At 66.0% G+C, this 6397-nt stretch carries 6 protein-coding genes and 1 pseudogene; 2 read left to right on the forward strand and 5 right to left on the reverse strand.

Annotated elements, in window-relative coordinates; genetic code table 11:
- Window positions 1-5: 5 nt before the first annotated feature.
- Window positions 6-665, forward strand: coding sequence for a dihydrofolate reductase family protein (locus H074_RS07610; protein ID WP_235096690.1), 660 nt, complete (start codon window positions 6-8; stop codon window positions 663-665).
- A 184-nt stretch (window positions 666-849) separates the two neighbouring features.
- Window positions 850-2307, forward strand: coding sequence for an MFS transporter (locus H074_RS07615; RefSeq protein WP_007029448.1), 1458 nt, complete (start codon window positions 850-852; stop codon window positions 2305-2307).
- 98 nt (window positions 2308-2405) lie between these two features.
- Here the strand turns inward: H074_RS07615 and H074_RS07620 are convergent, their stop codons facing one another.
- The 5 genes and pseudogenes from H074_RS07620 to H074_RS07640 all read right to left on the reverse strand — a co-directional run.
- Window positions 2406-2960 (reverse strand): pyridoxamine 5'-phosphate oxidase family protein, encoded by a 555-nt coding sequence (locus tag H074_RS07620; protein WP_007029449.1) that lies wholly within the window; start codon window positions 2958-2960, stop codon window positions 2406-2408.
- Between the two features lie 58 nt (window positions 2961-3018).
- Window positions 3019-3603 (reverse strand): TIGR03086 family metal-binding protein, encoded by a 585-nt coding sequence (locus H074_RS07625; protein ID WP_039921786.1) that lies wholly within the window; start codon window positions 3601-3603, stop codon window positions 3019-3021.
- Window positions 3604-3617: 14 nt separating this feature from the next.
- Window positions 3618-4604 (reverse strand): sigma-70 family RNA polymerase sigma factor, encoded by a 987-nt coding sequence (locus H074_RS07630; protein ID WP_007029451.1) that lies wholly within the window; start codon window positions 4602-4604, stop codon window positions 3618-3620.
- A gap of 160 nt (window positions 4605-4764) precedes the next feature.
- A complete protein-coding gene (locus H074_RS07635; RefSeq protein ID WP_007029452.1) occupies window positions 4765-6144 on the reverse strand; it encodes an FAD-dependent oxidoreductase in 1380 nt (459 codons plus the stop codon).
- A 27-nt stretch (window positions 6145-6171) separates the two neighbouring features.
- Window positions 6172-6397: pseudogene (locus tag H074_RS07640) on the reverse strand (FAD-binding monooxygenase); the annotation flags it as partial.

The raw sequence follows: 6397 nt of genomic DNA on the forward strand, positions 1-6397 counted from the left end.
CATCCGTGGTCACGGGAACACTTTCGCGCCGAAGCGATTACTTTTGCGGCGTCGGCGGGTCTGTATTCGAGACGAAAGGAGACATCGTGCGGAAAGTGATCGTGCAACAGTTCGTGTCGTTGGATGGCGTGGTCCAGGGGCCGGGAACGCCGGACGAAGACCGTGAAGGCGGTTTCGAGGGTGGCGGCTGGACCGCCAAACACGCGGGTGGCCTGCTCAGCGAAACCTTCTTCGCGTGGACGGCCGACGACGACGCGCTGTTGCTGGGGCGAAAGACCTACGACATCTTCTACGCGTACTGGCCCACGACCGGAGACCACCCGGTCAACAAGCGTCTGGAGGCGATGGACAAATATGTCGCTTCACGCAGCGTCAAGTCCGCTGAGTGGGTGAACACCACCGTACTCGACGGTGAGGTGGCCTCCGCCGTCAAAGAGCTCAAAAAGGGTTCGGGGGGACCGATCTGGGTGTCCGGCTCCGGCAACCTGACCCATACGCTCATGCGGCACGGCCTCGTCGACGAGTATCGGCTGCTCTTCTTCCCGGTGGTCGTCGGATCCGGCAAGCGCCTCTTCGTGGACGGCGCGATCCCCGCCGACTTCGATCTGACTTCGTCACGCACGGTCGGCAGCGTCATCATCGCCACCTACGAACGCTGCGACTGAGCCCCCGCTCCGGGGATCGCGACCGGTCAACGCCCGATTCCCGGCACAGCGATCAGTTTGGGCACTCCCGTCTGGTCTTTACTTCTGTCGCCCGCACGCGACTACCGACCATCACGAACATCGAACAGGAGTGTCCGGCAATGACGAGAACTACAGCTTCGGTGGGTGCAAAGGGGATACGGCAGTGAACACCTCGACCGTCACCCAGCCCCGTCTCCGGCCGGGATGGGCACTTCTCGCCGTTGGCATCGGCGTCTTCCTGACGTCACTCGACGTCGTCGTGGTCGCGACCGCGCTGCCGAGCCTGCAGGCCGAGCTGGGAGCCGGCCTGTCCGAGCTGGAATGGACCATCAACGGCTACAACCTGGTCTTCGCCTGCCTCGTCCTCACCGGGGCCGCGCTCGGGGATCGCTTCGGGCGCAGGCGCATGTACGTGCTCGGGCTCGGCCTGTTCGCGGCCGCGTCCGTGCTGGCGGCGATGTCGACCTCCATCGATACGCTGATCCTGGCGCGGTTCGCGCAAGGTGCCGCCGCCGCGGTGGCGATGCCGCTGAGCATGAGCCTCCTGGCCGACAACTTCCCGCCGGAGAAGCGCGGCGCCGCGATGGGCATCTGGGGAGCCATCGCCGGTGTCGGCATCGCCGGCGGCCCGGTCGTCGGCGGCTTCATCACCGAGGGCCTGTCGTGGGAGTGGATCTTCTGGATGAACGTTCCCTTCGCGGTCATCGCGATGGTGCTCGCCTACGGCGTCCTCCGCGAATCACACGGCGGACGACCGCGGCTCGATCTGGGTGGTCTGCTACTGGCAGGCATCGGCCTCTTCGCGCTGACTTGGGCCGGCGTGCAGGCGCCCACCGTAGGCTGGGGTAGCTGGGAAGTCATCGGCGCGCTGATCGTCGGCGCGGTACTCATGGCCGCGTTCGTCAAATGGGAAACCCGGACCAGCCACCCGATGATTCCGCTGGCGTATTTCCGGAATCGTGGTTTCGCCACGGCGAACGTGGTCGGGTTCTGTCAGCAGATCTCCGTGATCGGAACCCTGTTCATCCTCGCGCAGCTCATGCAGACCGGACTCGGCCTCGACCCGTTGCAGACGGGTCTGCGCCTCCTCGTGTGGACCGGTATGCCGTTCCTCGTCGCACCGATCGCGGGCAGTCTGGCCGACAAGTTCGGCACCCGGCCGTTCATGGTCGCCGGCATGCTGCTCCAAACCGCGGGGCTGGCGTGGATAGGCGCCGTCTCGGCCCCCGGCATCGGCTACGGGCAACTGATCGGCCCTCTCATCGTGTCCGGTGTCGGCATCTCCCTGTGCTTCCCGACGATGACGACGCTCGCGCTGAGTTCCGTCCCCCCTGGCGACACCGGGACCGCGGCCGGAGCCAACAACGCGGTCAAGGAACTGGGCAGCGTCTTCGGTGTCGCCATCCTCGGCGCCGTCTTCGCCGTATATGGCAGCTACGAGAGCCCGGCTTCGGCGATAGACGGCTTCCGAGCGGCGCTCTATGTCGGTGCGATCGGCTCGATCGTCGGTGCCATCGTCGCGGCGTTTTCTCCCGGGAAGACGGTTGTCGGCGCGCCCGCGCCCGCCAGTGACGCCGGAACACCCGATCCGGCTCACGTCGAACGCGCCTCGGGGCGGTAGCCGCCGGTCCCGGCCGCTCGATACCAGGGCCGTGTCGATACCTTCGAGGGACGACACGGCCCTGGTGCCGCTTTCCGAGCCGACATGGCCTGGTGTCGCTAGGCCGGTTCCGCGCCTGCCGCGAGATCCGCCGTCGGCGGAAATCGTGAAACGAAGTCGCAGACCGAAAGATGCGTGGGGGTCAGTGAGATCACTGCCCAGTCGTTGTCCCGTTCGACGTGCCCATTGGCCCAATCATTCAGTTTCTTGTCGTCGCCGATCATCCGCCGGGCCATGTCCAGATGCACTTGTGGAATCCCCGAACCGATCTCGATCGAAGCGGTACCGTGTCCGGTCACGGCTATCGGCGCGTAGTCGACGACCGGTAAACCGAGCGCCGACGAGATCTTCACCCGTGCCTCGGCCGCGGTGGGGCCAGGACCGACGTCCAGCGAGAACGCGGCCTCCGGGTGCGCCGCGATGGATCTGACCTTGTACGCCGTGGCCGGCGACGCGAAGACGAATGCCGCCCCGTCCCAGAGATAGACGACCGGAATGACGCGGGGACTGCCATCCAGCCCCCGGTATCCGATCCGCAGTGCGATGGGCAGCTCCAGTAACGTCTGTACGACCGGATCGGTCTCCACGAGTCGCACGATGTCGGAGTATTTCATCTAGTACTTCCTCACGGAGTCACGGCGCCGGGAAAAGCGCCGATCGTGTCGTCTGGTCTCACCCTGGCATTCGCCCGAGAAACGCGACGAACTTGTCTGTTTCGCTCGCCGAAGGCCCTACCTTGACCGGGGGCGCGAAGAAGGGTGACCGATGCGGCTCTGGAATGACATCGTGGCTCAGTTCGAGCAGGTCACGAGCCAGCTGCTTCGGGACGTCGAGATTGTGGCCGCAAGCATGCGAGATGTCCCACGCGTGCGCGGCGACTTCGATCGCCCCGACGCTCGCGGCGACGCCGCCGTCCAGCGGACGGTCCCCAATGGACACAGAAGGTGAAGATCCCCGCATGCTCACGACGCTCAGCAGACGGCTGGCCAATACCTGCGCCGTGCCCCTCGGTTCCGCCATCCTCATCGGCGCCGGCACCGTCGCTCCACGTACTACTTCGAAGAGTTCGACTCCACCTGTCACGATCCCCTCGTGCAGGTCTGCCATCGATTCGTTGACATGCCAGAGGAGTTCACGCAAGTTCCACTCGCTGCACGGCGTGGATCGCTCCAGGTCGGCATCCGAGATGTCGGTGAGGACGACGAGCGCATAGACGATCGATCCTTCCAGCAGTCTCGTGCCGTCCGCGAACCCCACTCCGTGCACGGGTGTCACGCCCCGATCAGTCCAGTCCGTTGGCTGAAGACCTCCGGCAGGTCGAAAAGCTTGAACAGGCCCGGCGACTGATACGACACGATGTGGTCGATTCCTTCGTTGGTGACCGACACCACGTTGATCTGGTGTGCCCGGTGCACTCCGTCGCTTCCCCGCAGGTATGCCGCGAACGCGGGCTGACCATTCGCCGACGTCCGGACGAGACGATTGTCTCCCGCCTCCGAGGGACAGAATCGATCGATGAACGACTCCATCGCGTCGCGACCGGCGATCCACATCGGCAACGGTGGCATCTCCCAGACCGCGTTCTCGGTCATGATCCCGGCCAGCGCGCCACTGTCCGCGTTTTCGACGGCGGCCACGTACTTGTCCAGTACCGCGCGGCGTGCCGGCACGTCGACGACTTCGTCCTCCGCGGGAGCGGCCTTCTTGACCGTCGCACGAGCTCTCTGCAGAGCGCTGTTCACCGCGGCGTGGCTGATTCCCAGCAGGTCCGCGACCTCGGGTGTCTGCCACTTGAGCACGTCACGGAACAACAAGACCGCACACTGCTTGGGCGGCAGCAGCTGCAGGGCGGCGACGAGGGCGAGACGCATGCTGTTGCGGGACGCCGCGACGGCGGCCGGATCCTCCGTCCGTGCCCCGAACACCATATCCGGGCCCGGTTCGACCCACCGTACGTGCGGCAGCGGTGCCAGCGCGCCCGGCGACGTGTCCAGCGGAGGATGGCCGAGCCCCGACGGCAACGGTCGCCTGCCGCTGCGCTCCAGCTCGGTGATGCACACGTTGGTCGCGATCCGGTAGAGCCACTGACGCAACGACGACTGGTGCTCGAGCCCGCCGAAACCACGCCAAGCCCGCAAGTACGTCTCCTGGACGAGCTCCTCGGCGTCATGGACGGAGCCGAGCATCCGGTAGCAATGCGCCAGCAGCTCACGGCGGTAAGGCGCGGTCACGCGCTCGAAATCCTCTTCGACAAGCAACTGCGGCCTCCCATCGCCTTCACCGGCTCCGTGGCCCCGAATTCCCCACCGGCAGTTCGACGTCACAAGGATACAGACCAGCCGGTCCGCCGAAACTAATCGGCCGCTCCCGAAATCACGCTGTGTGAGCGCCGAATCTTTCGAAGACGAGGTCCGCGCGCTATCGAGTGGCGCGCGAGAGCCCCACGCCCGTCTCGCGGGCGGATCGTCCCTTCAGCACTCGACGTGCCGTGCGCAGGGCGTCGAACATGAAGCCTGGCCGCATGAGCGTCTGTGGCGGGTCGACAAGGCCCGCCACCCGGAAGAAGGCCGCGGTGAACCTGCCGCCCACCTGCGCGGCGGTGTGCAAGCGCGACATGAACATGTTCCCCAGCCGGACTTGCAGGTTCCGTTTTCCGACGACTTCCGGGAAGGCGAGGTCACCGCCCGCGGAAATACTCCAGGGAGCGTCGATTATCGGTTTGATCTCGCGGAAGAATTCGACGGGCCGCGGCTGACCTTTCGCGAGATGCCCGGCGAGCGCGACGGCCTCCATGGCGGCCACGGTCATGCCCTGGCCGTAGACCGGGTTGAAGGCACACACGCCGTCGCCGATGACCAGGAAACCGGACGGGAACCGGCGTAGCTTGTCATAACGACGACGAATGCTCGCCGGGACCCGGAACGAGGTCGCCTCGCCCACCGGCTTCGCCGTGTGCACCGCGTCGTGGATCTCCGGCGCGGACAGTGACCGCGTATAGCCGAGGAAGCCCTCGAGGTCTCCGGGCGGACGGTCGCCGATGATCCCGGTCAAGGAGACCAGCGCCTCCCCGTTGCCCAGATTGACGAAGAAGGCACCCCGCGGATTCGCCGGAGACGCGACCGGGTTGATCGCCAGGTCGTTCCCGAAGGGATCCTCGGTCAGGGTGAAATTGCGCGAGGTGTAGGTCAGGTCGATCTTGATGCTGTCCTCGGCCGGCCGTTCGTAGCCGAACTCCTCCAGCCAAGCAGGCGTCCTGCTGCCCCGGCCCGTCGCGTCGACGACGAGGTCGGCGGTGATGACCTCGTCGGTCCCGGCAGCCGCGCCGGCGACCCGGACGCCCTTGATCCTCGTCTTGTCGCCGGAGATCACCAGACCGCGGATGACCGTGCTCTGCAGGATTTCGACATTCGGCAACGCGGAGACACGGTCGCGGATGTACGCCTCCAACTGCGGCCGGGTCGCCGACACGCTGAGCAGGCCACAGTCCTGTTGCGCCAGCCGGGCGCCGTTGAAATACCATCGCAGGCGCCCCGCCATGTCACCGATGGGGACGCCGTCGTCTTGCATCTCCTTGAGCAGACCGGGGAAGAAATCCTCCAGTATCTGCTGTCCCTTGGCGAGCAACGCGTGCGCGTGCGAGCCTTGCGGAATCCCACGACGGGTACCGGTCACACCGATGATCTCATCTCGTTCGACGATGAGAACCTCGCGATAGCGATTCGACAGCACCCGAGATGCCAGCAGGCCGGCGATACCCGCGCCGAGAACGACCGCTCGTTCGCCCAGATGATCGACCACGTGAAGCCTCCGTTTCAGGGATCGCTGCTAGGAATGAGCGACGGCGGACCGGGACGGGCCCGGCACCGGCCTGCCGAGACCGTGCCTCAGGACCCGCCTCATCATCGCCGGCCGCATCAGGCTCTCCGGCGGGTCCATCAGGCCGGCCACCCGCATGAAAGCGCCGGCGACCTCGGCGTCCTTGGTCGCGGCGTATTGAAGCCGGGACATATACGCGTTACCCATCCGTACCTTGAGCGTGCGGCGGCCCTCC

Source organism: Amycolatopsis decaplanina DSM 44594, from assembly GCF_000342005.1.
Lineage (GTDB): Bacteria > Actinomycetota > Actinomycetes > Mycobacteriales > Pseudonocardiaceae > Amycolatopsis > Amycolatopsis decaplanina.

Coding starts and splice junctions, on each gene's coding strand:
- H074_RS07620 (WP_007029449.1), bottom strand. CDS start 2,960: ATGAAATACTCCGACATCGTGCGACTCGTGGAGACCGATCCGGTCGTA.